This is a genomic window from Aneurinibacillus thermoaerophilus, from assembly GCF_900099925.1.
Lineage (GTDB): Bacteria > Bacillota > Bacilli > Aneurinibacillales > Aneurinibacillaceae > Aneurinibacillus > Aneurinibacillus thermoaerophilus.
In genome coordinates this window covers 65,450-89,019 of record NZ_FNDE01000004.1, presented here as the reverse complement: position 1 = coordinate 89,019, position 23,570 = coordinate 65,450, and the positions used below count along the sequence as shown (strand labels likewise).

Here is a 23,570-nt window from a genome sequence, read left to right as displayed (position 1 = left end):
CAAAGGGTGAAAAACCTATGGAAAATATACTTGAAGTGCGTGACCTGCATGTTTCGTTCCATACGTATGCGGGCGAAGTGAAAGCTGTGCGCGGCGTAACCTTTCATGTAAAAAAAGCCGAAACGGTCGGTATCGTAGGCGAGTCTGGCTGCGGAAAAAGCGTAACCGCTCAGTCGATTATGAAGCTTCTGCCGCATCCTCCGGTCAAGTATAAGAAAGGAAGCATTTTATTTAATGGAGAGGACTTGCTGAAAAAAAGTGAAAAAGAAATGCAAAAAGTGCGGGGAAACGATATTGGGATGATTTTTCAGGATCCGATGACGTCCTTAAACCCGACGATGAAGATCGGGCAACAAATTACGGAAAGCCTGATCAAACACCAGGGAATGTCGGCTGGAGAAGCGCACAAGCAAGCGATCGAATTATTAAAGATGGTCGGCATTCCACAGCCGGATAAGCGAGTGAACCAATATCCGCATGAATTTTCCGGTGGGATGCGGCAGCGCGCCATGATTGCTATTGCGCTGGCCTGCCGGCCGAAACTGCTGATCGCTGATGAACCGACGACAGCGCTGGACGTAACGATTCAGGCGCAGATTTTAGAGTTGATGAAAAAGCTTCAGGCCAAAACGAAAACATCGATCATTTTAATTACGCACGATCTCGGAGTGGTGGCCGATATGTGTGATCGTGTTGTCGTCATGTACGCAGGTGAGATTGTGGAGACAGGAACGGTCGATCAAATCTTTTATGAACCGCAACACCCGTATACAAAAGGGCTCTTGCAGTCGGTGCCACGCCTTGATATGAAAAAAGACGAGCCGCTCAACCCTATTATCGGTACGCCGCCGGACCTTTTGCGTCCGCCTGCCGGTTGCCCGTTCTTTGCTCGTTGTGCCTATGCAATGGAAGTATGCCGTAACCATAAGCCCGCGCTTGAAGAAATGGACAGTAATCATCAAGCGGCTTGTTGGTTGCACCATCCATTGGCCAGACAGGTGAACCGGAAGGAGGGATTTGCGCAATGAGTACGGTTGTAACAGAAACTTCGGTACAAAACGATAAAAAGCAGGAGATTCTGCTGGAAGTGCGCAATCTGCAAAAATACTTCAATGTCGGAGGCGGTGTAGTAAAGGCCGTCAGCGACGTAACGTTTGATGTAAAACGCGGTGAAACGCTCGGCGTTGTAGGAGAATCCGGGTGTGGAAAATCGACGATGGGCCGCACCATTCTTCGTCTGTATGAAGCAACCGGAGGCGAGGTGCTGTTCGAAGGAAAAGATGTGCACCGAGCGAATCCGCGGGAGTTGAAAAAGCTGCGCCGTGATATGCAGATGATTTTCCAGGATCCGTATGCGTCTTTAAATCCGCGGATGACGGTGGCCGATATTATTGGCGAAGCGCTTGATCTGCATAGATTGGCGACCGGAGCGAAGCGCAGGGAACGCATTCAGGAATTGCTTCATCTGGTCGGATTGAAGTCTGACCATATGAACCGGTTCCCGCATGAGTTTTCCGGCGGTCAGCGTCAGCGGATTGGTATCGCCCGCGCGCTCGCGGTAGAGCCGAAGTTTATTGTCTGTGACGAGCCGATTTCTGCGCTGGACGTATCTATCCAGGCGCAGGTCGTGAATTTGCTGGGCGAATTGCAAGACAAAATGGGGCTGACATATTTGTTCATCGCCCATGATCTGTCGATGGTAAAGCATATTAGCGATCGGGTGGCAGTCATGTATCTGGGCAAAATCGCTGAACTCGCCGAAGGCGAGACGCTGTATGCGAATCCTTTGCATCCGTATACACAAGCGCTGCTATCTGCGATTCCGATTCCGGACCCGGAAGTGGAGCGCAAACGCCAGCGTATCGTATTGAAAGGTGATGTACCGAGCCCGATGAATCCGCCGAGCGGGTGCCATTTCCGTACCCGTTGTCCGCATGCCATGGAAGCATGCGCCAAAGTTGAGCCTGTTTGGCGGGAAGCGGAACCCGGACACTTCGTCGCTTGCCATCTTTACGATAGAAATGTGATGGGGGCCAGTGTAAGGAAAATGAATCATTTGAAGCATTAAATCATTGCCAGGAAATGCGCGCGTATTTGTGAAGTGTGCGGCCGTATATGTTTACGTTGCACAGAAGAATGCAGAGCTTTTGCCATGGCGTAAGTTTTGAAGGATAGGATCGAAACATTAAAGACGATGTATATCGATAAAAAAGCAGGGTGAGTGATGTGCGATCATCCTGCTTTTTTATGTTCAATGGAGGTATATAATGTCAAACTTCATGGCGAAAATAGATACTATTATGATTGGAGGGGACAAGTTTGATGAAGAAGCTGCCTATTGTATTGCTTTGCATATTTCTGATAATGTCACTGTTCAGCGGGCCTGTATCCGCAGAAGAAAAGACAAAGCAAACTACTGACCAGCAGCAAGGCGTAGACCTTACACCGAATGCGGTTTCGGCCGTGTTGATGGATCGTGACACAGGGGCGGTTCTGTACGAGAAAAACGGACATAAACCCCTACCGCCCGCCAGTATCACGAAAGTTATGACGATGCTCCTCATCATGGAAGCGCTTGATCGCGGCGAGATTAAGCTGACGGATAAAGTGCGGACAAGCGATTATGCGGCTTCTATGGGAGGTTCGCAAATCTTCCTTGAGCCGGGCGAGGAAATGACCGTGGATGAAATGCTGAAGGGTATTGCGCTCGCTTCTGGCAACGATGCGTCCGTCGCGATGGCGGAACATCTCGCCGGCACGGAACAAGCATTCGTTGAGAAAATGAACAAGCGCGCGAAAGAACTGGGCATGGACGACACATTATTTAAAAACTCCAATGGATTGCCGGTGGAGGGACATGTCTCTTCCGCCCACGATATTGCGCTCATGTCACGTGAACTCTTAAAGCATGAAAAAATTACAAAATATACGGGCCTTTATCAGGACTATTTGCGCAAGGACACGAAAAAGCCGTTCTGGCTGGTAAACACGAACAGGCTTGTCCGCTTCTATCCCGGCGCGGATGGCTTGAAAACCGGCTACACGTCTGAGGCAAAGTATTGTTTAACCGCGACTGCAAAGCGCGGCAATATGCGCGTAATCGCGGTAGTGATGGGCGCACCTGATTCCAAAACACGCAACCAGGAAATTGCCGCGATGATGGACTATGCGTTTAACCAGTATGACAGCCAGCCGCTTTACAAGGAAAACCAGGTGGTGAAAACCGTGCCGGTTGAAAAAGGCATGCAAGAAACGGTCGACATTATTGTGCCGTATCATTTTAGTATGCTGGTGAAAAAAGGGGAAAAAGCTTCTCAGTATGAAAAAGTGATTGCCATTCAATCGGAGTTGAAAGCGCCGATTAAAAAAGGGGTAAAAATCGGTGAGATAGTAATTAAAAAAGACGGCAAAACCGTCAGCACCGTTGATCTGGTTGCCGCAAGCAACGTGGAAAAAGCCGGATGGTGGAAGTTGTTTAAACGAGCGGCCCGCAAAATGTTCGGCGGATAACAGGTGCGAAAAATCGGGAAAAAGGAGAAAAATGCCACATTTCCCCGGTTTTTTTCTAGTTTTGTCGGGTGGCAGGAATCGTGACCGGCTTCGTAGAATCTCCCAGTATCACTTAAGCGAAGGAGTGGCTCTGCGTGAGTTTACGAGTTGATATGGAAACAGTTCATGGTGTTTTGATCGTCCGACTGGAAGGAGAGCTGGATCACCATACAGCGGATATGTTGCGCACAAACATCGAGAAGAAACTCGCGGAAGAACCTGTCCAGCATATTTTATTAAGCCTTGCTCATTTGCATTTTATGGATAGTTCCGGCTTGGGCGTTATTCTCGGGCGTTACAAGAAGATTTCTGCCCGTGGCGGGGATATGGTCATTTGTTCGATCAATCCGGTCATTTACCGTCTGTTTGAACTATCTGGTTTGTTCAAGATTCTAAAAATCAAGGAGTCTGAACAGGAAGCGCTCCTTGTGCTGGGGGTGGCGTAAATGGAAAACAAAACCGGTCACAATTTCATGCGATTAGAATTTGCGGCACGTAGCGAGAATGAAGGATTTGCTAGAATCGCGGTCGCTTCGTTTTTATCCAGGCTTGATATTACGCTGGAAGAAATGGAGGAAATCAAAACGGTCGTATCCGAGGCGGTTACAAATGCCATTATTCACGGATACGAAGGTGACGAGAACGGAACCGTGATGATTATGACGACGTATACGCCATCTTTCATTGAAATTATTGTGGAAGACCACGGCATTGGCATCGCTAACCTGGAAGAGGCACGGCAGCCGCTTTTTACGACAAAGCCGGAACTGGAACGTTCTGGAATGGGCTTTACAATTATGGAAAACTTTATGGATCAAATGGAAGTTGAAACGGAAATTAACCGGGGTACACGCATTCGGTTGGTGAAGAACCTGATAAAAAACGAAGCGCTATGTAATTAGGAGACATGCCGATGGAGACCAATGTAAGGAATGCCAATCACGCTTATCTATCCGACAAGGAAGTAAAAGAATTACTTGCGCAAAGTCAGGCGGGAGATACGACAGCACGAGATACATTGGTGAACTGCAACATTCGTCTGGTATGGTCGGTCGTTCAGCGCTTTTTGAACCGTGGTTATGAAGCGGACGATTTGTTTCAAATCGGTTGCATCGGCCTGCTAAAAGCGATTGATAAGTTTGATTTGACGTTTGACGTGAAGTTTTCAACATATGCAGTGCCAATGATTATTGGCGAAATTCAGCGGTTTTTGCGCGATGATGGTACGGTGAAAGTGAGCCGTTCGCTGAAAGAAATTGCCCATAAAGTCCGGCGGGTCAAGGATGAGCTGTCGAAAGATCTTGGGCGTCTGCCCACGGTAAAAGAAATCGCGGAAGTGCTTGGGATTACGCCGGAAGAAGTGATTTATGCGCAGGAAGCAAACCGGGCCCCGTCTTCCATTCATGAGACCGTATTTGAAAATGACGGCGACCCGATTACGCTTATGGATCAAATTTCGGACAGAGACGAAGACAAGTGGTTTGACAAAATTGCTTTAAAAGAAGCGATCGGCAAGCTTTCTGAGCGGGAGCGGCTTATTGTGTATCTTAGGTATTATAAAGATCAGACGCAGTCCGAAGTCGCGGAACGGCTCGGAATTTCCCAGGTGCAGGTGTCGCGTTTGGAAAAGAAAATCCTCCGCATTATGAAGGAACAAATTGAAAAGTAAAAGCAAACGGCGCGAAGGAAGTGCAATTTCCTTCGCGCTTATTCGTTTTTTATGCATTTTTTTCCTTGTTGATTTCAATCGAGCTGTACAAGAAGCGAGACGGAGCGCGCAGCGGTCTTCATCAGCATAGCCTTCTTTCGTCAGACAAATACTATTTGGTGTAAGGAGGGATGGTGCATGGCCGATCCAGTCCGCGTGTATGTGAAATTAAAAGGAAAAGTGCAGCTTCCGCCAGGGGCAGTCGTTCGTGTGAAAGATGTAGCGGAATTGGTGACAAACAGCCCTGCTGAAACAGCGATTCGAGAGCAGGTGCTTCATGTACTGAAGCCCGGGGACGGGAACCGCTATGTTGTCGATATGATTCAAATCATTGAAACGCTTCAGCGCGCATATCCCGAATTGTTCGTGCATAACATCGGAGCGGAACAAATGATCATCGAAGTCCAATTGCCGAAGAAAAAAATTAGCCTGCTGCTTGTTGCATTTGTCTGGATTGTGCTTTTTATCGGCTCAGGACTTGCGATTATGAACTTTCATACTGATGTCAGCATGCCGGAAGTGCACCAGCGCATTTATGAACTGGTCACCGGGAAAAAGAATCCGCATCCGCTCATTATTCAAATCCCGTATTCGCTCGGTGTCGGTGCAGGCATGATTTTATTTTTCAACCATATTTTTCGTAAAAAGTTTAATGAAGAACCGAGTCCGCTTGAATTGGAGATGTTTTTGTATGAGCAAAATGTGGACGAGTATGTATTAGCGCATGAAGCGCCCGGAGCAAAGAAAAAATGATCATTTCTTTGTTTCTGGCTCTTGTGGGTTTAAGCGGAGGGCTGATTGTTGGCGGAGGCATTGTCGCTCTCATTACGGTGCTTGACTTAATTCCTCGTTTTGTCCAGATTACAAAAACCGATCAGTATCTTTTACATTTTCAATGGGCTGTCGTTTTTGGTGCATTTTTCTTCACAGTGTTTGACTTTTTTTCTGCTCCTTTGTATTTGCCTGTTTTCCTGCTGGGTATTGTTGGTGCGTTTATGGGGATTTTTGTCGGATTTCTTGGGGCCGCACTGACGGAAGTGCTGAATGTTATTCCCATTTTATCGAAGCGCATGCAGGTATATGACTATCTTCATTGGTTTATCATAGCGCTGGCGTTCGGCAAGATCGTCGGCTCTTTATTTCACTGGATGATTTATTTGAAATGACGTGAAAGGAGTATGAAACGTTTATGGCTTCTTCTGTAAAAAAGTGGAATCAAAACAGACTTATGAAAGCGCAACAAGCCTATAGCGAACGCGCAGCTAAATACAAGCCGAAACCACCCTATTTAGCAAACTGTGTAAAGGCGTTTTGGGTCGGTGGCGCAATTTGTGCGTTTGGCCAGCTAGTATCCAACTTTTATATTCGTTTTTTTAATTTCACTAAAGAAACGGCGGGCGACCCGACAGTGGCAACGCTTATTTTTATCTCTGTATTGCTTACTGGATTTGGCGTATATGATAAGCTCGGGCAGTATGCAGGAGCGGGATCGGCTGTGCCTGTCACCGGATTTGCCAATTCGATGTCATCGGCGGCGATCGAACATCGTGCGGAAGGATGGGTGCTTGGTGTCGGCGGAAACATGTTTAAACTGGCGGGGGGAGTTATCGTATACGGAGTCGTAGCCGCGCTTGTCGTTTCGCTGATCAAATGGCTCATTATCAAAGTGTAAGGATGTGAAAGGATGAAAGCAAGGCATCGATGTGGAAGCCAGACGTGGCGTTTTGTGAACGACATCCGTATACTGGGCAGCGCTGTTTCCGTCGGACCGCTCGAGGGGGAAGGACCGCTTGCGGCGGAATTCGACCATATCCATTCTGATATGTATGCAGGACAGGCTTCATGGGAAAAAGCGGAGCAGTTTATGATGTACGAGGCGGTGCAGACGGCGATTAAAAAGAGCGATTTGCTGGAAAGCGAGATTGATATTATTCTGGCAGGAGATTTACTGAACCAGACGATTTCCTCCAATTTTATGGCAAGTCAGTTAAATATTCCGCTTATCGGAATGTTCGGTGCTTGTTCGACTTCGATGGAAACGCTTTCGGTCGGTTCGGCGCTGGTGGATGCCGGATACGCATCGTACATTGTCGCTACCTGTAGCAGCCATAATTGTACGGCGGAAAAACAATTCCGTTATCCGACAGAATACGGCGGACAAAAACCGGAATATGCTCAATGCACGGTAACCGGAGCGGGAGCGGCGGTTGTCGGATGCGGCCGAAGCGGCCCGCGCATCACGTATGCAACCATCGGAAAGGTAGTAGATATGGGAATCAAAGATCCGTTTGATATGGGGAGCGCGATGGCACCGGCTGCGGTCGATACGCTTTCTACGCATTTCCGTGATACGGATCGGATGCCATCCGATTATGATTTGATTGTTACTGGCGATTTGGGCAAAGTCGGATACGCGATTTTAAAGGATGAAATGAAAGACCTTTCATATGACATGACCCCGGTGTATAACGACTGTGGCTTAATGATTTACAGTCCGGACCAACAGGTATTTTCCGGTGGAAGCGGCTGTGCGTCCAGTGCCGTGGTTACTTACAGTTATATTTTGAATCGGCTAAGAGAAGGAAGCATTAAGCGGGTGCTGATTTGCGCGACCGGCGCGCTGTTCAGTCCGGTCAGTTATCAGCAGGGTGAAAGCATTCCATGTATCGCGCATGCCGTGGCGCTTGAAGCGGAGGAGGTATAACAGCATGGGACAGGTGATGATCGCTTTTTTTGTCGGAGGATTGATTTGTGTCATAGGTCAGCTTTTATTGGATATAGCCAGGTTGACGCCCGCCCATGTGATGAGTATTCTTGTCGCCACCGGTGCGGTGTTGGATGGGCTTGGGTTATACGATCCGCTCATTGAATTTGCGGGTGCCGGAGCCACTGTGCCGATTACGAGCTTTGGGCACGCTTTATATCATGGTGCATGGCAGAAAGCGGAACAGACCGGGATTATCGGTCTGATTGCCGGAATTTTTGAAGTTCCGAGTGCTGGCATTTCGGCTGCCATCGCGTTCAGTTTTTTTGCTGCGCTTATTTTTAAGCCGAAAGGATAGGCCATGCAGCGCAGAAAACGGAGAATCATTATTATTACGGATGGGGATTTTGTGGCTCGCAGTACAGTAGAAGAAGTGGCGCGGCGAATCGGTGGCCGCTGCATCTCCCGTTCGGCTGGAAACCCGACGCCATTGAACGGTCCGCAGATCGTTTCCTTGATCAAAAAGGCCAAACATGATCCGGTACTGGTTATGTTTGACGACAACGGTGATGTTCACATGGGAAAAGGGGAAGAAGCGTTGTATTATGTATCTACCCACCCTGATATTGAGGTGCTGGGCGCTATCGCCGTTGCATCGCGAACGAAAGGCGCACTTGGTGTAAAAGTAGATATTTGCATAGATAGATACGGCCGAAAAGTCAGGCGTCCGGTAAATAAAAATGGGTTTGTGGAAGCCGGAAGTGAAGCATATATTATAGGTGATACAGTAGATGTTTTGAACATGTTGCAGATCCCGGTTATCGTCGGAATCGGAGATATCGGCAAAATGAAAGGACGCGATGAGACATGCGTGGGTTGCCCAGTGACACTGGCAGCGGTCAAATTTATTTTGCAGAAGAGCGGTTATTTCCCTAAATATTCGCGAAAATTGCGAAAGAAGTAAAATGTCTAGTTGTCATACTTTCGCAAGGTATGGTACTGTATAAGATATTTATAGGGTATAAAATGAGGAGGAAGCCGAGTGTTTTTACATGGAACGAGCAGAGTAAACGGGAGAGGGCATTTGGAAATCGGCGGCTGCGACACGACGGAACTGGCCCACACATACGGTACGCCACTTTATATATATGATGAGGCGCTCATAAGGGAGAAGTGCCGCGCTTATGTTAAAGCGTTCGAGGAAAGTGGATTCCGCTTTCAGGTAGCGTACGCCAGCAAAGCGTTTATGTGTATAGCGATGTGCCAGTTGATCGCCGAGGAAAATATGTCGCTGGATGTTGTATCAAGCGGCGAGTTATATACGGCGCTTAAGGCAGGATTTCCGGCAGAACGCATTCATTTCCACGGCAATAATAAAACGGAAGATGAGTTAAAGATGGCGCTTGACGCCGGTATCGGCTGCTTTGTCGTCGACAACTTTTTCGAGCTTGAGCTTTTGCATGACTTGGCGCAAAAAGAGGAACGAATTGTGTCGATTCTGCTTCGTCTAACGCCGGGAATTGAAGCGCACACGCACGAGTACATTTCCACCGGTCAGGATGATTCGAAGTTCGGTTTTGGCGTCGCCAGTGGACAGGCGCTGCAAGCGGTGAAGCGCGCGCTCGATAAGCCTTTCTACAAGCTGCTTGGCATTCACTCCCATATCGGTTCGCAAATTTTCGAGACGACCGGCTTTATCGGGGCGATTGAAGTGCTGGGCGAATTTCTGGAACAGGTACGCACTGAGACGAAATACGAGATCGAGGTTCTGAATCTGGGCGGAGGTTTTGGCATCCGCTATACGGCAGAAGACGATCCGCTGCCGGTAAGTAAATACGTACAGGTTATTACGGAAGAAGTGCGCCGTCAGTTTACGGCGCGCAATTATCCATTGCCGGAGATCTGGATTGAGCCGGGCCGAAGCATCGTGGGCGAAGCTGGCACCACACTTTATACGGTCGGAGCGATTAAGGATATCCCTGGCATCCGTAAATACGTGGCGATTGACGGCGGTATGTCTGATAACATTCGTCCTGCATTATATCAAGCAAAATACGAGGCAATGCTTGCGAATCGCGCAGATGAGCCGGCTGCCGAGGTTGTTTCGATCGCTGGGAAATGCTGTGAGAGCGGCGATATGTTAATTTGGGATTATGCACTTCCAAAGGCGGAGCCCGGCGACTTGCTCGCTGTTTCTTGTACGGGCGCGTACGGATATTCCATGGCGAATAATTATAACCGAATTCGCCGCCCTGCTGTCGTGTTTGTCAAAGACGGGCGCGCCGATGTGGCGGTGAAAAGAGAATCGTATGAAGACCTTGTGAGAAATGACCGCGTTATCGTATGCGCGTTAAGTCAGTCGGTGTAAACGATAAAGAAAGGAGCGAACGATTGGTTCGCTCCTTTATGTATACATGCCCTATGACTCGATGCCAGCGGCGATATGAGCAGCGATTTCTTGCAGATCGCTAGGTGTATACTGGGCGTTGTTCTCCTGTAATGTTGGATGGAATCCGTCTTCTTTGCCATAGCGCGGCAGGATGTGCAGATGGTAATGGAATACTGTTTGTCCCGCTACTTTACCGCTGTTATTGAGCAGGTTCACCCCTTCTATGTTAAACTGCTTTTTCATGGCGTTTGCGATCTTCGGCACGCATGCGAATAGATTGGAAGCGATGTCCGGTGTTAATTCGAAAATGTCTTGCTTGTGGGTTTTCGGAATAACAAGCGTATGGCCTTTCGTTGCCTGGCTGATGTCAAGAAACGCGACGACATGTTCATTTTCGTATACTTTGGCTGACGGGATTTCCCCTTTGATGATTTTGCAGAAAATGCAGGTATTGTTCAGTGCCATCGTATCATCCTTTCCATTTTCTTTTTATTCTATCATTATCACCTTCTCTGATTAAGCGGAAATGTACATAAAATTTTTAAATGCTATATAGCATTATATTGATGCAAATTAGCATTAAAAATAAATACAAAGTTATAAATAATACATAGGTTATAATTATTCAGTATATTAAAATAGATTTGAATGCGAAATTGCATTAATATTCTCTCCCTTCTTTTATAAGAATTCCTCAGAAATAAAGTTTTTAATTTTGGCATAGTATTTGCTATTTAGAAAATGTGCAGGGAAGAAAAATGAGAAGGGAGACGAGGAAGCAGGTGAGGGTTTTGGAAACGTATGCTGCACCGGATATTGACAAGCTGTGGATGCAGATGCCGTACGGCATGCTTGCCCTGTCTCCAGATGGATTTATTATTCATTGGAAGGGCAAGATGGAGAATTGGTTTATCTTTAAAGAAACGGACGTAGTACGCAAGCATCTGTCTGATGTCTTACCTCTTGTTTTTTCTTCCTATGAATCGTTTTGCCGGGTTGGACAGGACTTTTGGGAGACGCAGATTAAAACTCCTTCTTTTTCTTTGCGCGGGGAATGGAAGCGGTGTTACGAAGGTGGTATTCATACGGCGGATTTTCTTGTCCTGCGGCGCGATGATCAGTACTTTGAGCTGGAAAATATCTTTGATACGTCGTTTGATGAGATTTTGGTGACGGACGGAGAAGGAAGAATTTTGCGCGCTGGGCCGAAAAGTGAGCAGTTGTACGGAAGGCCCATTGGTGAATTACTGGGAAAAAAAACGACGGAACTTGCCGCAGAAGGCGTATTTACGCCGAGCATTACGCCGGAAATTATCAGAAAGCGGACAAAAGTGTCCGGCGTTCAGGTGACGGTAAATGGAAAAAAGCTGCACGTAATCGGAAACCCGGTATTCAACCCGGACGGCAGCCTCCATCGAATTATCTTTAACTCACGAGAGTACGAAGAAGTCGAGATGCTGCGCCAGCGTCTGGAAACGACGGAAAGCTTGCTGGATGCTTACCGTCTTGAATTGGAGAAGCTGAAGCAAAGCAAAGATGAACCTCAGGACGACATGGTGGTGCTTTCGCCGGAAATGCAGCAAATTTACCAGCTGGCCGAACGGGTGGCTCACGTTGACTCCACCATTTTAATTATGGGGGAATCTGGAGTTGGGAAAGGGATGATTGCGCAACGTGTGCATCGGGCGAGTCACCGCCGTACGAAAAACTTTGTCCATATCAACTGTGGGGCCATCCCGGACACATTGATTGAATCGGAATTGTTTGGATACGAAAAAGGGGCGTTTACCGGAGCGAATACGTCGAAAAAAGGTGTGCTGGAAATCGCGGACGGCGGTACCGTGTTTCTTGACGAAATCGGCGAAATTCCGTTAAGCGTGCAGGTGAAACTTTTGCAATTCTTGCAGGATAATACGTTCCGTCGGCTTGGCGGAAATCAGTTGCTAACGGTAAATACGCGTATTATTGCTGCGACCAATCAAGATTTACACAAGCTGATTGCAGAAGGTCGTTTTCGTGAAGATTTGTTTTACCGTTTGCACGTTATTCCGATCTCAGTTCCTCCGCTTCGCCAGCGTAAAGAAGAAATTCCAGCTCTTATTCAACACTTTATCGCTCGTTTTACAAAAAAATACGGGTTGTACAAGCAGTTCCATGAAGACACAATCGAGATTTTGAGCGCTTATGACTGGCCCGGCAATGTGCGAGAACTGGAAAATATGGTGGAACGCTTGATTGTAACAAGCGAAGGGACAGAAGTATTACCACACCATTTGCCGGCGAGTCTTTGGGAAGACAGCAAGAATTACCAGGCGGCCTGGGCAATAAAAATAAAAGGATTATGTCCACTGAAGCAAGCCGTCGAAGAAGTGGAAAAGCAATTGATTTCTATGGCCTACCAAAAATACGAAAATACGTACCGTTGTGCTGAGGCGCTAAAAGTCAACCAATCTACGATTGTGCGAAAGATGAACAAATATTTAGGAAAAGGAAAGGAAGAGAACAGATGACGACAAACGCACAAACATCACAAGGTCCAAAATCTGCAAAATTACATGCTCGCCGTCAAGAGGCGGTTCCTGTAGGTCCGTATCATGTAACTCCGCTATATATACAATCGGCGCAAGGAGCCATCGTTACTGATGTAGATGGCAATGAATTGATTGATTTTGCTGGTGGTATCGGTATGCAGAATATTGGTCACTGTCATCCGAAAGTGGTAAAAGCCATTCAAGAGCAGGCGGCGGCTTCTATTCATAGCTGTTTTCATGTTATGCCGTACGAAAGCTATATTGAGCTTGCAGAAAAATTGAACGAAAAAACGCCGGGCGATTTTAAAAAGAAAACCATGTTTGCGAACAGCGGCGCGGAAGCGGTGGAGAACGCTGTGAAAATCGCCCGGAAAGCGACCGGTCGCAGCGCTGTTGTTTCGTTTGAACGCGGCTACCATGGCCGTACCTTAATGACCATGTCTTTAACAAGCAAAGTAAATCCGTATAAACATGGCTTCGGACCGTTTGCCCCGGAAACATATAAATTGCCTTACCCTTATTATTATCGTGCACCGCAAGGAATGTTGCCAGAGGAACTGGACGAGCAAGTTTTACATCATTTTGAACAATTCTTCCTCGGTGAAGTGGGAGCAGATCATATCGCTGCTATTATCATGGAGCCAGTACAGGGCGAAGGTGGATTCATTGTTCCTTCCACTACTTTTGTACAGGGCGTACGCCGCATTTGTGACAAGTACGGCATTCTTATGATTGCGGATGAAATCCAAACCGGTTTTGCCCGTACAGGGAAATTGTTTGCGATGGAAAACTACGGGGTAGCGGCGGACATTACTACAATGTCCAAATCCATTGCAGCAGGTATGCCGCTTAGTGCCATTACAGGACGCGCTGAATTGATGGATGCACCTGGAGCTGGACAGCTTGGTGGCACATTCGCTGGAAGCCCAGTGGCATGTGCGGCAGGCCTTGCGGTGCTTGATGTTATTGAAGAAGAGAATTTGGTAGAACGTGCGCAAGTCATCGGCGATCGCATGATGAATGCCTTCCGCAGTTGGCAGGAGAAATACGATCTTATCGGAGATGTACGTGGGCTTGGTGCAATGGTTGCGCTTGAATTAGTAAGGGATCGCGTAACGAAAGAGCCGGCGAAAGAAGAGACAGGCAAAATCGTGACAGAATGCTGGAACAACGGCTTAATCGGTTTAAGTGCGGGTATCTTCGGCAATGTGCTTCGTTTCTTGCCACCGCTTGTGATTACAGATGAACACTTAGAAAAAGGGTTGCACATTTTAGAACAAGCGATTGCAAAAGCTTCTAAATAAGTAAATATGGGCGGATACCATTACATTTCATGTTGGTCGATTTTAGTGGTATTCCGCTCCTATTTAGCACTTTCTCAGGACAAAAATAAACAAATTTGTAAAGGCGGTGGAGCTTTTGGAACAGCAGGCACTACACAAAGATCTGAAAAAACGGCATATAACAATGATTTCTATCGGTGGAGTTATCGGCGCTGGCTTATTTGTAGGGAGCGGCGCCATCATTACCTCGGCAGGCCCCGGTGCTCTTCTATCCTATATAATTGGAGGCTTGATCGTAGTTCTTGTTATGCGTATGCTTGGAGAGATGGCTGTTTTGAATCCTGATAGCGGTTCTTTTGCTACGTATGCACATCAAGCGCTTGGGCCATGGGCCGGATATATGATTGGCTGGTTATACTGGTTTAACTGGGTGATCATTGTCGCAATTGAAGCCACGTTAGTAGGGGCTATGATTCATCAATGGCTCCCTTCCATACCTGCGTGGATAGGAAGTCTAGCTTTGACTGTTTTGATGACGCTTACCAATATCTATTCAGTCAAAACATATGGAGAATTTGAATACTGGTTAGCTTTTATTAAAGTAGTTGCTATTATTGCGTTTTTATGCCTGGGAACAGCGATGATCTTTGGTTTCGTACCGGGCATTGAATCACCGGGTCTTTCTAACCTTACCGGAAACGGTGGATTTTTCCCGAACGGATTTCTCCCGGTTCTTCTCAGCGTTGTCTTTATTACATTCTCCTTAGTGGGAAGTGAGGTCGCAGCCATTGCGGCGGGGGAATCGGAAAACCCGGAAAAGAACGTTATGAAAGCCATAAACAGTGTGGTTTGGCGCATTCTTGTGTTCTTTATTGGTTCAGTCGCTGTGCTGGTTACTGTTCTGCCGTGGAATGCTAAAGACTTGCTCAAAACTCCATATGCGAGTGTATTTGATATGGCGGGCCTGCCAGCTGCGGCTCAAATTATGAATATCGTTGTTTTCATCTCTTTGCTTTCTGTCTTGAATTCAGGGCTTTATACAAGCTCACGTATGCTGTATTCTCTTGCGCAAAAAGGAGAGGCGCACCGTATATTTTTACAGGTAAATAAGAGAGGGGTACCGGTTTGGGCGGTACTGGCAAGCACATGCTTTGCTTATATTTGTGCAATATTCAAATTTGTGTCCCCTGATAAATTGTTTGCTTTTTTGGCAAATAGCTCGGGTGGCGTTTCGATGCTTGTGTATATATTTATCGCTCTTTCACATATACGTATGCGGAGAAAGATCGAAAAAGAAAATCCGGGAGCCCTTAAGGTAAAAATGTGGTTGTTTCCCTACTTAACCTATGCGACTATTATCATCTTGTTAGGTATTTTTGTTGCACAAGCTTTTATTGAGGACATGTGTTTGCAATTCTATCTTACTTCACTTATCGCAGTTCTTGTTATTGCTTCCTATTTTGTATTTTATCGTAAGAAGCAACCGTCTTCGGGCTTCGAAGAAAGGCAAATCGAAAAAGTGATATAATCAAAAGACACTGACAAATGCAATTTTGTTAACTTAGGATTTCGTTTACATTTAACGCAGGCAGAAGATCGAAAAAGGAAGCACAAGGTAAAAATTTGCAATTTTTAAAATAGGTGTTTTAAAATAGGTGGTGGACAATAACATGCGTTATTTAAACTATATCAACGGTGAATGGAAAAAACCTGTGAGCGGCGAATATATCGAAAATCGTAACCCGCACAACTGGGAAGAAGTGCTAGGCGAGTTTCCGATGAGCGCAGCGGAAGATGTGTATGAAGCGGTCCAAGCAGCGAAAAAAGCGTTTGCGGTATGGAAAAAGCTTTCTTTTCAGCAGCGTGCATCCTACTTGCTAAAGGCGGCTGAATATTTAAAGGCAAATTTGGAAGAAGTAGGCCGCGATCTAACGCTAGAAGAAGGGAAAACGCTGGTGGAGGGAATCGGAGAAACACAGCGGGCCATCAGCATTCTCGAATACTATGCGGCGGAAGGACGGCAGCCGGTCGGTGAAGTGGTTCCTTCGGCGAACGCGGAAACGTTTCTTTATACGACCCGTGTGCCAGTGGGGCCGATCGGTCTGATTACGCCGTGGAACTTCCCGATTGCCATTCCTGTGTGGAAAATGGCTCCGGCGCTTATCTATGGCAATACCGTGGTCATTAAACCTGCCGAAATTACGCCGAAATCTGTGTACCATGTAATGAAAGCGTTTGAAGCAGCGGGCCTTCCTGCGGGTGTTGTTAACTGCGTGTTTGGCAGCGGTTCGGTTGTCGGGTCAGAGATCGTTGAACATCCGGATATTAAAGCAGTGTCTTTCACCGGCTCAAATACGGTTGGCCTGCGCATTCAAGAGCGCGCAACTGCAAAAGGAAAAAAAGTGCAGCTGGAGATGGGCGGTAAAAACCCGCTTATCGTGCTGGCTGACGCCGATCTGAACAAAGCGGTGAATATCGCTATTAGCGGCGCGTTCCGTTCCACAGGACAAAAGTGTACGGCCACAAGCCGTGTGATTGTGGAAGAAGGAATTTATGATGCGTTTCGTGACTTGCTTGTTGAGCGTACGAAAGCGCTCAAAGTGGGCAATCCTCTGGAAAAAGACACGTTTATGGGCCCGGCTGTTTCTAAAACACAGCGCGATGGTATTATGGCGATGATTGAGGCAGGAAAACAAGAAGCGACGCTGCTTTGCGGCGGTGAGGCGCCGGCCGATCCGGAACTTGCGAACGGCTTCTATGTGCTGCCGACGATTTTTGAAAACGTAAGCCGCGACGCCCGTATCGCGCGCGAGGAAATTTTTGGGCCGGTTATCGCGCTTTTTAAAGTAAAGAACTACGAAGAAGCAGTTGGACTGGCGAACGATACAGAATATGGCCTCAGCTCCGCGATTTGCACGAATAACCTTACCTTGGCGCAACGGTTCGTGGATGATATTGAAGCGGGCATTGTGCACGTGAATTCAGAAACAGCGGGAGCGGAGCCGCAAGTGCCGTTTGGCGGCTGCAAAAACTCCAGCACTGGATCCCGTGAACAAGGGAAAGCAGCGATTGAATTTTATACCCAAGTGAAAACGGTATACATGGATCGGATGTGACATTTTGTATTTCATCATAAAAAATTGACACCTGCAAATATGCAGGGGTATGATCAGGAGAAAGAAAATCTCCCGGAAAGTGGTGTTGTGGTTATGTTCACAGGCAAGACGTATTTTATCGCAGGCCATGCTCGTTTGCCGCAGGGAATGGCGGCACGCAGCATTTTTGATACGTTGACGATTACGGTTGAAGCGGATGCGAAATACCACGTGATTCTGGAAGCGTCCTGTACGCTTGCGACCGAACACGGCCGGGATTTTATCGGTCAATTGCTGCGCGGTTGCAGCCTGCAGGATGGCATTGAAGCGCTGAGCCGGCGCATCATAGACTTTTATCAAGGTAAAGCCCAGAATGCACTTGTCGCTGCTCTTCGTGATCTGCATAACCAGTATTTACTTTATAAAAATAGCGAAAATAGTAAAAAAAATGATTGACAAAAATTTAAGATTACGATACCATTAAAATATAAATGCAGTAGCAAATGACAGAACCTTGCAGAGAGGTTTTCCCTACTCGCATACCGGTTTCTGTCAAGCCTGTGAATGAATTGTTTTATAAGAATTGCATACATGAAACTGTCTAATTTACTGCCCTTCAAGTAATTGGAGAGGTTTCGTAAATGAGAGCCAGTTATACTTCAACCCTTGTTTTTGGGGAGAAGTGTAACTGGCTCTTTGTTTTTATGCGCAACAGGTTCACCCTTCATCCGTCGCGCATAAATAACCCCAAAGGCTGACAGGCCGGACTTGGTCGGACACCGACACGATCTTTTCAGCTGTATGACTCACGTTTTTTATCAAATGGAGGAGGAACGAAACGATGACAATGGCTACCGAGACAAAAAGAGAGATGAAATTTGTGCAAAAACAACCAGGCTATGAAATTATGCCGCATCCTGCCCACAAAAGGCTATATCACATTCAGTTAGATGACCGATTGCTTGAAACGTTTTTTGCCGGCTGCAAAGAGCACAGCGAACAATCCTTGCGCTATGTTCCGTATTCCCGGCAAGTGCTGGCGCACCAGTTCAGAGAATTGTTCGGTCAATCGTTCATGGATAATATCCGCGAAATTCTTCAGGATCGCGAATCAGGCGGCTTCACTATCAGTGTGCAGGGCAAAACGGAAGATGTAGAAGATTTTGTAAAATTTGGGACAGCTTTAACGCACCTGATCGGCATCCCGAACTTTGACGCGATGACCGGAACATTCTATGCGCGTTTTACAGTGAAAGATACAGACAACAGCGACTCTTATTTGCGTCAAGCGTATCGCCTGTTCACACTTCATACGGATGGCACATTCGTAGATGAGCCGACAGACTGGTTGCTCATGATGAAAATGGACGAGAAAAATGCGGTTGGCGGTGAATCTCGTTTGCTGCATCTCGATGACTGGGAAGATCTTGAAAAGTTCAGCAAGCATCCGCTCGCGAATGTGAAAATTACGTATAAAGCACCACCGAGCAAAAATGTGGAGCAAGTTGTGCATCGCGCTACTTTTTATGAAATCAATAACAAGCCTTGCATCTGCTTTATCGACCAATTCGCGTATCCGGAAACGATCGAACAGGCTCTTTATTTGAAAGAGTTATCTGAATCCCTGGAAAATTCTCCGGCAGTGCATGCGTTAAAACTTCCGGTAGGCGATTTGGTGATTCTGAACAATAGCTTCTGGATGCATGGTCGTGCCCCGTTTGAAAAACATCCGGAATTGTACCGTGAGCTGATGCGCCAGCGCGGGTATTTTGCCCGTGTATAAAAGGATTACAGGCAGGCCTCTCTTCTTGCAGGCCTGCCTTATATGGCATATAAATATAAATAATAAAAATAGACAAATACTAGCAGCATCCCATAAATGGGGATAGAGGAGGAACATAGCATGTATGATTTTGCGATTGTCGGCGGAGGGATCGTAGGCTTATCGACAGGGATGGCGCTCATGAAGCGGTTTCCGGGTGCAAAGATCGTCATGATTGAAAAAGAAGCCGATTGGGCCCGGCACCAGACGGGACACAATAGCGGTGTTATTCATTCCGGGATTTATTATAAGCCTGGCAGTTTTAAAGCGCGTTTTGCACGGGAAGGGAATGCAGCGATGGTGAAGTTCTGTGAAGAACACGGCATTGCATATGAAGTGTGCGGCAAGGTGATTGTAGCAACAGAGCCGGAAGAGTTGCCGCTGATGGACAATTTATATAAGCGCGGTTTGCAGAATCAATTGAACGTAACGAAAATTGGCCCGGAAGAATTGAAAGAGATTGAACCGCATGTGCGCGGCCTTGGCGCGATTCGTGTGCCGAGTTGCGGGATCGCGGACTATAAAGGAGTTGCTCGCACGTTTGCGCGAATGATTGAAGAGGGTGGCGGTGACTTGCGCCTGTCCACCAAAGTGGAGAATATTGCCGAGGAAAAAGGCGGCGTCACAGTTGAAACAAATCGCGGCACGATTAAAGCACGCTTCCTGATTAACTGTGCCGGCTTGCACAGTGACCGGGTAGCCAAAATGGCCGATATGCACACCGGGATGAAAATCGTGCCATTCCGTGGTGAATACTATGAATTGATTCCTGAAAAACGCCATCTCGTAAAACATTTAATTTATCCGGTGCCTAACCCGAACTTTCCCTTCCTCGGTGTTCATTTTACTCGTATGATTAATGGGGAAGTTCACGCTGGGCCGAACGCAGTATTAGCCTTCAAGCGTGAAGGTTACACCAAAAAGGATATCAGTTTGAAGGATCTGTTTGAGGTGTTAACCTATTCAGGCTTCTGGAAAATGGCAATGCCAAATATGAAGGAAGGTATCAACGAAATGGTTCGCTCTTTCAGCAAACAGGCGTTTCTGCGCAGTTTGCAACGTCTGATTCCAGAATTGACTGAGAAAGATATTGTCCCGACCCATGCCGGGGTGCGGGCACAGGCGATCATGCACGATGGAAGCATGGTGGACGATTTCGCCATTTTTTCAGGTAAACGCTCGATGCATGTATGCAATGCCCCTTCACCAGCAGCCACAGCCTCTATCAAAATCGGTGAAGAGATCGCAAATCGTGTGCCGGATCATATGATAGACAATATAAAGAAAACGATAGCCCCGGCCGTTCTGGTATAGTTCGATGAATACGGCCACGATGTCAATTCATTGCCACTGTACCTGTCCTCTCGTATCGCGCCCGAATCTGAGATTTTATCGTCCCTGCGGGAGTAATGGTACATTTGATAAAAATATCTACATATAAACCCGAAAGGCAAAAAGCCGGAAATCGGGCGCGCAGGAAGTTTATCCTTTGCGCCCGCTGGTGCATACATTATTCTTCATCCCATACTTTTACCGCAACCATTTTATCACCGTTGCGTAGATTTTTTGCGTGCTCAAGCCCTTCGATAACTTGCCCGAATACAGTATGCACGCCGTCGAGGTGCGGCTGTGCTTCATGCACGATGAAGAACTGGCTGCCGCCGGTGTCTCGTCCTGCGTGTGCCATGGAAACAGCGCCTGGGATGTGTTTATGTGGATTCCCTTCTGTTTCGCATTTGATCGTATAGCCCGGGCCGCCTGTTCCTGTGCCGTACGGGCATCCTCCCTGGCTTACGAAGCCTGGAATGACACGGTGGAACGTAAGTCCGTTATAGAAGCCGGAATTGGCGAGCTTTTCAAAGTTTGCAACCGTACCCGGAGCGGCTTCAGGAAAAAATTCGATCGTAATTTTGTTGCCGTTTTCAAGTTCAATGCTACCTTTTTTCTTTGCCATGTTTGTTCCTCCTTATTGGTTCGTTCGCTCTATTCTATCATAGGACGTTTTAAAGCCTCAATGTGCGTATGCTTGTTTCACATTATAAAATTTTCGTGTGGACAGCGGAATATCAATTGGCTATACTAAAAATACAACTGAATTATACAAATCCTTCGGGGCAGGGTGAAATTCCCGACCGGCGGTGATAGAGGCTACGAGCCTCTTCAGTCCGTGAGCTGCGGCTTTTTTGGCCAATGCTGACCCGGTGCAAGTCCGGGACCGACAGTATAGTCTGGATGGGAGAAGGATGGATCAGAGCACGCCAGGTGTTGCTTTCTTGTAGTTTTTTGTATGCATTTTATTTGCTGCTGTATTGCCTTTGCTTCGTGGAGCAAGGCGAAGATGCTGCGGTACAAATGTCAAAGTATTCAAGGTGATGTATACAGCTTTCCTTTTACAAGTTTGCTGTATCTGACTAAAGAAAACAAAGATTGTTCCTGGCCTAGACTAGATCTACCTTTTTGTGAAAAAGCCCTGAAAACGGTTGAACCGTCTTTCAGGGCTTTCTATATGTATGGCTTTTTCGAGGAAAAAGGACGAGGCATAAGTACGCGAGTTGCTCACAGTATGGCAACGGGAGAATTCAGATAAGTCAAAACGCTTTTGTTGCATAGATAAGGCAAGCAGAGCGCGCAATCCATCTCTCTTTTCTTACCCCAGGGAAATTCCGTGAAAAGAGATGGTATTGTGCGTTTTTGTTTTTGATGGAAGGAGAAGCGATGATGGAACACAGAGAGTACATGGAGCTTGCGCTTAAACTTGCGGCGGCGGCACGCGGGCAGACAAGCCCGAATCCCATGGTCGGTTGTGTGCTTGTAAAAAACGGGGAAGTCGTTGGTATGGGTGCCCATTTAAGGGCTGGGGAAGCGCACGCGGAAGTGCAGGCGCTGCGCATGGCGGGCACGAAAGCGAAAGGCGCCACTGCCTACGTAACGCTGGAACCGTGCAGCCATTATGGACGAACCCCTCCCTGCGCGGATGCGCTTATTGAACATGGTGTGCAGACGGTGGTTGTCGCCATGCTGGACCCGAACCCGCTGGTGGCGGGCAGAGGAGTAGCCAAACTTAAGGAAGCAGGAGTAAACGTCCTGACGGGTATATGTGAAGCGGAAGCGAAACGGCTGAACGAAGTGTTTATTACCTTTATTACAACAGGCCGGCCGTTTGTTACCGTGAAAACTGCGATGACGCTTGACGGAAAGGTGGCGACATATTCCGGAAGCAGCCGCTGGATTACAGGTGAGGAAGCGCGTCGGGAAGTGCACCGTATGCGACACGAGCACGACGCAATTCTTGTAGGAGTTAATACGGTGCTAGCCGATAACCCGCAGCTTACAACCCGGCTTTCACCTGGCGGCAAAAATCCGATTCGTGTCATCGTTGACACGACGCTGCGCATTCCGATGGATGCAAACGTGTTAACGGACGGACAGGCTCCGACCTGGATTTTTACGACGGAACACGCGGACAGGACGAAGCGGGCGCAGCTTGAAGAGAAGAGGATCCGCGTTTTCTCCACCGGGGACGGCCCGAAAGTCGACATTGACTGCTTGCTTGCGACCCTCGGCGAACAGCAGGTTTCTTCGTTGCTGGTTGAAGGCGGCAGCCAGATAAACAGCGCGTTCTTACACGCGCGGGCGATCAATAAAGTCGTTGCCTACGTCGCGCCGAAGCTGGTAGCGGGCCAGAATGCTCCCACGCCGTTCGGCGGCCTGGGAATTGAAGAAATGGCGGATGCCATTTCACTTATGGATGTCTCGTTCGAAAAAGTGGGGAACGATATGAAAATTTCTGGATATCCGGTCTGGAGGTAAGCGTATGTTTACTGGGATTATTGAAGAAATTGGAACCATTCGCCGCATTCAAAGAGGGAACCGTTCCGCCGTCCTGGAAATTGCGGCTGAAAAAGTGCTGACAGATGTGAAATTGGGTGACAGCATTGCTGTGAATGGTATTTGCTTAACGGTTGTTGAGTTTTCTGGCCGCCATTTTACGGTGGATGTAATGCCGGAGACGCTTGACAGGACAAGCTTATCCGCTCTTGGCCCGGGTTCTCCGGTCAATCTAGAACGGGCGCTGGCCGTAGGGGATAGACTTGGCGGCCATTTCGTCTCCGGTCATGTTGACGGGACAGGCGTTATTGTCGACAAGCGTCCATACGATAATGCCATGTTGTTTGAGGTGCGGACTGGAGAGGAGCTTTTGTGGTATATTATTCCAAAAGGTTCCATTGCTATTGACGGGATTAGTTTAACCGTCGTTGATGTAGCGGGAGATGGCTTTACGGTATCCATTATTCCGCACACGCTGGAGGAAACGATCTTGCAATACAAAGGAAAGGGCGACCTCGTCAATTTGGAATGTGATATGCTTGGCAAATACATTGAACGGTTCATCGCTCGGCGCGACTTGCGTGATCGGGAAAAACAACCGACGCTTACGAAGGATTTTCTCGTCGAACATGGGTTTTGTTGATTGAGCGCTGGAAAGGAG

Annotated in this window: 25 protein-coding genes and 1 riboswitch; of the genes, 23 read left to right on the top strand and 2 right to left on the bottom strand. The window is 47.5% G+C overall.

The features are described from left to right. Window positions 1–17 precede the first annotated feature (17 nt). The 14 genes from BLR88_RS03715 (at window position 18) to lysA (ending at window position 10,329) form a co-directional block, all read left to right on the top strand. Entirely contained in the window at window positions 18–1,028 is a 1,011-nt protein-coding gene (locus tag BLR88_RS03715) for an ABC transporter ATP-binding protein (RefSeq protein WP_091259957.1), read from the top strand. Continuing rightward, window positions 1,025–2,068 (top strand): ABC transporter ATP-binding protein, encoded by a 1,044-nt coding sequence (locus tag BLR88_RS03710; RefSeq protein ID WP_091259955.1) that lies wholly within the window; start codon window positions 1,025–1,027, stop codon window positions 2,066–2,068. The genes BLR88_RS03715 and BLR88_RS03710 overlap by 4 nt, the downstream gene beginning before the upstream one ends. A gap of 199 nt (window positions 2,069–2,267) precedes the next feature. Next, on the top strand, window positions 2,268–2,420 hold the full coding sequence (locus BLR88_RS20040) for a hypothetical protein (protein ID WP_254778210.1): 153 nt from the start codon (window positions 2,268–2,270) through the stop codon (window positions 2,418–2,420). Continuing rightward, a complete protein-coding gene (locus BLR88_RS03705; RefSeq protein ID WP_254778209.1) occupies window positions 2,365–3,510 on the top strand; it encodes a D-alanyl-D-alanine carboxypeptidase family protein in 1,146 nt (381 codons plus the stop codon). Before BLR88_RS20040 ends, BLR88_RS03705 begins: the two co-directional genes overlap by 56 nt. A 134-nt stretch (window positions 3,511–3,644) precedes the next feature. Next, window positions 3,645–3,995 (top strand): anti-sigma F factor antagonist, encoded by a 351-nt coding sequence (gene spoIIAA, locus BLR88_RS03700; RefSeq protein WP_057899393.1) that lies wholly within the window; start codon window positions 3,645–3,647, stop codon window positions 3,993–3,995. Next, window positions 3,996–4,451, top strand: a complete 456-nt coding sequence (spoIIAB, locus tag BLR88_RS03695) for an anti-sigma F factor (RefSeq protein WP_057899392.1) — start codon at window positions 3,996–3,998, stop codon at window positions 4,449–4,451. A gap of 11 nt (window positions 4,452–4,462) precedes the next feature. After that, window positions 4,463–5,218: an RNA polymerase sporulation sigma factor SigF gene (sigF, locus tag BLR88_RS03690; RefSeq protein WP_057899391.1), complete on the top strand. Its 756-nt coding sequence runs from the start codon at window positions 4,463–4,465 to the stop codon at window positions 5,216–5,218. Between the two features lie 177 nt (window positions 5,219–5,395). Next, window positions 5,396–6,010: a stage V sporulation protein AA gene (locus BLR88_RS03685; RefSeq protein WP_057899390.1), complete on the top strand. Its 615-nt coding sequence runs from the start codon at window positions 5,396–5,398 to the stop codon at window positions 6,008–6,010. Then, the gene (locus BLR88_RS03680) at window positions 6,007–6,423 is read left to right on the top strand and encodes a stage V sporulation protein AB (RefSeq protein WP_057899389.1); all 417 of its coding nucleotides are present in this window, start codon (window positions 6,007–6,009) and stop codon (window positions 6,421–6,423) included. Before BLR88_RS03685 ends, BLR88_RS03680 begins: the two co-directional genes overlap by 4 nt. 23 nt (window positions 6,424–6,446) lie before the next feature. Continuing rightward, entirely contained in the window at window positions 6,447–6,929 is a 483-nt protein-coding gene (gene spoVAC / locus BLR88_RS03675) for a stage V sporulation protein AC (RefSeq protein ID WP_057899388.1), read from the top strand. Between the two features lie 12 nt (window positions 6,930–6,941). Continuing rightward, a complete protein-coding gene (spoVAD, locus tag BLR88_RS03670) occupies window positions 6,942–7,961 on the top strand; it encodes a stage V sporulation protein AD (RefSeq protein ID WP_057899387.1) in 1,020 nt (339 codons plus the stop codon). A 4-nt stretch (window positions 7,962–7,965) separates the two neighbouring features. After that, window positions 7,966–8,319, top strand: a complete 354-nt coding sequence (gene spoVAE, locus BLR88_RS03665) for a stage V sporulation protein AE (RefSeq protein ID WP_408863291.1) — start codon at window positions 7,966–7,968, stop codon at window positions 8,317–8,319. Between the two features lie 3 nt (window positions 8,320–8,322). After that, window positions 8,323–8,925 carry a stage V sporulation protein AE gene (locus BLR88_RS03660; RefSeq protein ID WP_057899386.1) on the top strand — a complete coding sequence of 201 codons (603 nt, stop codon included), beginning with the start codon at window positions 8,323–8,325 and terminating at the stop codon, window positions 8,923–8,925. A gap of 78 nt (window positions 8,926–9,003) precedes the next feature. After that, complete coding sequence (lysA, locus tag BLR88_RS03655; RefSeq protein ID WP_057899385.1) at window positions 9,004–10,329, top strand: diaminopimelate decarboxylase; 1,326 nt, start codon at window positions 9,004–9,006, stop codon at window positions 10,327–10,329. A 51-nt stretch (window positions 10,330–10,380) separates the two neighbouring features. Here the strand turns inward: lysA and BLR88_RS03650 are convergent, their stop codons facing one another. Then, on the bottom strand, window positions 10,381–10,815 hold the full coding sequence (locus BLR88_RS03650; RefSeq protein WP_057899384.1) for an HIT family protein: 435 nt from the start codon (window positions 10,813–10,815) through the stop codon (window positions 10,381–10,383). A gap of 326 nt (window positions 10,816–11,141) precedes the next feature. On the opposite strand from BLR88_RS03650, the gene BLR88_RS03645 reads away from it, so the two are divergent. From BLR88_RS03645 to lhgO, 7 genes are all read left to right on the top strand, one after another. After that, on the top strand, window positions 11,142–12,860 hold the full coding sequence (locus tag BLR88_RS03645; protein ID WP_175493553.1) for a sigma 54-interacting transcriptional regulator: 1,719 nt from the start codon (window positions 11,142–11,144) through the stop codon (window positions 12,858–12,860). Then, window positions 12,857–14,185 carry a 4-aminobutyrate--2-oxoglutarate transaminase gene (gene gabT, locus BLR88_RS03640; protein ID WP_057899382.1) on the top strand — a complete coding sequence of 443 codons (1,329 nt, stop codon included), beginning with the start codon at window positions 12,857–12,859 and terminating at the stop codon, window positions 14,183–14,185. Before BLR88_RS03645 ends, gabT begins: the two co-directional genes overlap by 4 nt. A gap of 163 nt (window positions 14,186–14,348) precedes the next feature. After that, entirely contained in the window at window positions 14,349–15,692 is a 1,344-nt protein-coding gene (locus BLR88_RS03635; protein ID WP_082706196.1) for an amino acid permease, read from the top strand. Between the two features lie 142 nt (window positions 15,693–15,834). Then, the gene (locus BLR88_RS03630) at window positions 15,835–17,280 is read left to right on the top strand and encodes an aldehyde dehydrogenase family protein (RefSeq protein WP_057899380.1); all 1,446 of its coding nucleotides are present in this window, start codon (window positions 15,835–15,837) and stop codon (window positions 17,278–17,280) included. Between the two features lie 93 nt (window positions 17,281–17,373). Beyond that, on the top strand, window positions 17,374–17,715 hold the full coding sequence (locus BLR88_RS03625; RefSeq protein WP_057899379.1) for a DUF3870 domain-containing protein: 342 nt from the start codon (window positions 17,374–17,376) through the stop codon (window positions 17,713–17,715). Window positions 17,716–18,100: 385 nt separating this feature from the next. Further along, entirely contained in the window at window positions 18,101–19,042 is a 942-nt protein-coding gene (gene glaH / locus BLR88_RS03620) for a glutarate dioxygenase GlaH (RefSeq protein ID WP_091259951.1), read from the top strand. A gap of 120 nt (window positions 19,043–19,162) precedes the next feature. Further along, complete coding sequence (gene lhgO / locus BLR88_RS03615; RefSeq protein WP_057899377.1) at window positions 19,163–20,395, top strand: L-2-hydroxyglutarate oxidase; 1,233 nt, start codon at window positions 19,163–19,165, stop codon at window positions 20,393–20,395. Between the two features lie 196 nt (window positions 20,396–20,591). Here the strand turns inward: lhgO and BLR88_RS03610 are convergent, their stop codons facing one another. Further along, entirely contained in the window at window positions 20,592–21,035 is a 444-nt protein-coding gene (locus BLR88_RS03610) for a peptidylprolyl isomerase (protein WP_057899376.1), read from the bottom strand. Between the two features lie 147 nt (window positions 21,036–21,182). Beyond that, window positions 21,183–21,329: riboswitch (FMN riboswitch) on the top strand. A 467-nt stretch (window positions 21,330–21,796) separates the two neighbouring features. Between BLR88_RS03610 and ribD the strand changes: the two genes are divergently transcribed. Both ribD and ribE read left to right on the top strand, forming a co-directional pair. After that, window positions 21,797–22,891: a bifunctional diaminohydroxyphosphoribosylaminopyrimidine deaminase/5-amino-6-(5-phosphoribosylamino)uracil reductase RibD gene (gene ribD, locus BLR88_RS03605; RefSeq protein ID WP_057899374.1), complete on the top strand. Its 1,095-nt coding sequence runs from the start codon at window positions 21,797–21,799 to the stop codon at window positions 22,889–22,891. A gap of 4 nt (window positions 22,892–22,895) precedes the next feature. Further along, a complete protein-coding gene (gene ribE, locus BLR88_RS03600; protein ID WP_057899373.1) occupies window positions 22,896–23,552 on the top strand; it encodes a riboflavin synthase in 657 nt (218 codons plus the stop codon). Window positions 23,553–23,570: the final 18 nt, after the last annotated feature.

What these genes read in the sequence shown, in the direction of transcription:
- BLR88_RS03625 (WP_057899379.1), top strand. Translation starts at nt 17,374, where the DNA reads ATGTTCACAGGCAAGACGTATTTTATCGCAGGCCATGCTCGTTTGCCG.
- BLR88_RS03715 (WP_091259957.1), top strand. Translation starts at nt 18, where the DNA reads ATGGAAAATATACTTGAAGTGCGTGACCTGCATGTTTCGTTCCATACG.
- BLR88_RS03610 (WP_057899376.1), bottom strand. Translation starts at nt 21,035, where the DNA reads ATGGCAAAGAAAAAAGGTAGCATTGAACTTGAAAACGGCAACAAAATT.
- glaH (WP_091259951.1), top strand. Translation starts at nt 18,101, where the DNA reads ATGACAATGGCTACCGAGACAAAAAGAGAGATGAAATTTGTGCAAAAA.
- ribE (WP_057899373.1), top strand. Translation starts at nt 22,896, where the DNA reads ATGTTTACTGGGATTATTGAAGAAATTGGAACCATTCGCCGCATTCAA.
- gabT (WP_057899382.1), top strand. Translation starts at nt 12,857, where the DNA reads ATGACGACAAACGCACAAACATCACAAGGTCCAAAATCTGCAAAATTA.
- BLR88_RS03710 (WP_091259955.1), top strand. Translation starts at nt 1,025, where the DNA reads ATGAGTACGGTTGTAACAGAAACTTCGGTACAAAACGATAAAAAGCAG.
- BLR88_RS03680 (WP_057899389.1), top strand. Translation starts at nt 6,007, where the DNA reads ATGATCATTTCTTTGTTTCTGGCTCTTGTGGGTTTAAGCGGAGGGCTG.
- BLR88_RS03660 (WP_057899386.1), top strand. Translation starts at nt 8,323, where the DNA reads ATGCAGCGCAGAAAACGGAGAATCATTATTATTACGGATGGGGATTTT.
- BLR88_RS20040 (WP_254778210.1), top strand. Translation starts at nt 2,268, where the DNA reads ATGTCAAACTTCATGGCGAAAATAGATACTATTATGATTGGAGGGGAC.
- spoVAE (WP_408863291.1), top strand. Translation starts at nt 7,966, where the DNA reads ATGGGACAGGTGATGATCGCTTTTTTTGTCGGAGGATTGATTTGTGTC.
- ribD (WP_057899374.1), top strand. Translation starts at nt 21,797, where the DNA reads ATGATGGAACACAGAGAGTACATGGAGCTTGCGCTTAAACTTGCGGCG.
- spoVAD (WP_057899387.1), top strand. Translation starts at nt 6,942, where the DNA reads ATGAAAGCAAGGCATCGATGTGGAAGCCAGACGTGGCGTTTTGTGAAC.
- sigF (WP_057899391.1), top strand. Translation starts at nt 4,463, where the DNA reads ATGGAGACCAATGTAAGGAATGCCAATCACGCTTATCTATCCGACAAG.
- BLR88_RS03635 (WP_082706196.1), top strand. Translation starts at nt 14,349, where the DNA reads ATGATTTCTATCGGTGGAGTTATCGGCGCTGGCTTATTTGTAGGGAGC.
- BLR88_RS03685 (WP_057899390.1), top strand. Translation starts at nt 5,396, where the DNA reads ATGGCCGATCCAGTCCGCGTGTATGTGAAATTAAAAGGAAAAGTGCAG.
- spoIIAB (WP_057899392.1), top strand. Translation starts at nt 3,996, where the DNA reads ATGGAAAACAAAACCGGTCACAATTTCATGCGATTAGAATTTGCGGCA.
- BLR88_RS03630 (WP_057899380.1), top strand. Translation starts at nt 15,835, where the DNA reads ATGCGTTATTTAAACTATATCAACGGTGAATGGAAAAAACCTGTGAGC.
- lhgO (WP_057899377.1), top strand. Translation starts at nt 19,163, where the DNA reads ATGTATGATTTTGCGATTGTCGGCGGAGGGATCGTAGGCTTATCGACA.
- spoVAC (WP_057899388.1), top strand. Translation starts at nt 6,447, where the DNA reads ATGGCTTCTTCTGTAAAAAAGTGGAATCAAAACAGACTTATGAAAGCG.
- BLR88_RS03650 (WP_057899384.1), bottom strand. Translation starts at nt 10,815, where the DNA reads ATGGCACTGAACAATACCTGCATTTTCTGCAAAATCATCAAAGGGGAA.
- BLR88_RS03705 (WP_254778209.1), top strand. Translation starts at nt 2,365, where the DNA reads ATGTCACTGTTCAGCGGGCCTGTATCCGCAGAAGAAAAGACAAAGCAA.